General features: G+C 40.7%; 1 protein-coding gene. It reads right to left on the bottom strand.

Annotation, left to right across the window (positions count from 1 at the left end):
* Positions 1 to 946, bottom strand: a 946-nt coding sequence (locus tag PX484_RS23085; RefSeq protein ID WP_288105716.1) for an NB-ARC domain-containing protein, incomplete at its 3' end; no start/stop codon positions are given.
* Positions 947 to 1,161: the final 215 nt, after the last annotated feature.

Raw genomic sequence — 1,161 nt, 5'->3', positions numbered from 1 at the left:
TAGCATCTAAAACTAAAGCAATTCCCACTGTCTCTTGACGATGACTCCCCACCACCTGCGGATCGCTCAAAAGTTGCGATAAATTTCCTAATCCTAAATCCGCTAACCTTTCTAAACTGGGGTTTTGCGGAAATTCTGCTAGGAGTAAATCCGCCACCAATCGCAGGAGTAATGGATGACCACCCACCCGTCGAGAAAAGTTCTCTAGATCCCCTGTTATTTGCGATTCCGCTAACAATTGCGCCCCTTCAGGAGGTTTCAAACCTTTTAGCTCAATCCAACGGTTAAAACCCCTAGTTTTTGGCTTTTCTCTGGTGGTGACTATAATTTTGCTCGTGTCACCTTTTTCTATCCAAGCAGTGAAAAACTGCTGATAAAATTCATTATTCCAAGAACCATCTTTCCCTAATAAACTCTCTAGATTATCGATAATAATTAGGTGGCGATGGCGTTGCAATTGTCTGATTAAAGCTTCCTGTAAATCTATTTCTTCTTTGGGGACGGGATAACCAAATTCCGTCAGGAATTGGCGAGCTAAACCACTAAATCCGCCCAGATTTCCCGCTTCCCACCAAAAGCGTTTTGGGAATAAATCTTCATCGTCCCCTAGGGAAGGATCGAGGGTAATTTTCTCCTCAAAAATTTTACTGGCTAGGGTAGATTTTCCAATTCCTCCAACTCCTTTGATGCCAATCATCGCAACATTTTGATCATTAAACCACTGCTTAATTTGGGTGATTTCCTCCTTCCTTCCCTGCCAATAGGCGAGACGTTTTCGAGCATTTCCTACCTTGAAAATACCCCCCGATGGAGTTTCTAAACGGGTTAAAAGTTCCTCGGAAAGTATTAGATTTTTAGTCTCGATTTTGCCAATTAAATTTACTTTAGATTGAGCCTGTGCCGTTGCCGATAGATTAATCTCGTTGGAATTAGTTTCTGAAGTCATGAGAAAAATTGGAGGTTTTCTTGAGATAAAAATTAGAATGGCTCTCTTGTCTTTCCTGTGATAAGTTTGATTAATCGATCGCTAGTTACTCTTTGTGTCCTTTGTGCCTTTGTGGTTCATCCTTCTCTTCTGGCAAATAGGGAATAATAAAATGTATTCAGTGATACATTTTACCCAACTAACCCAAGAGAGCCATTAGGATTTAGAAACTAACT

Source organism: Microcystis sp. M49636_WE2, assembly GCF_030065375.1.
Taxonomy (GTDB): Bacteria; Cyanobacteriota; Cyanobacteriia; order Cyanobacteriales; family Microcystaceae; genus Microcystis; species Microcystis aeruginosa_C.
The sequence above is the reverse complement of the archived record's forward strand: the minus strand, read 5'-3'. Positions and strand labels throughout refer to the sequence as shown.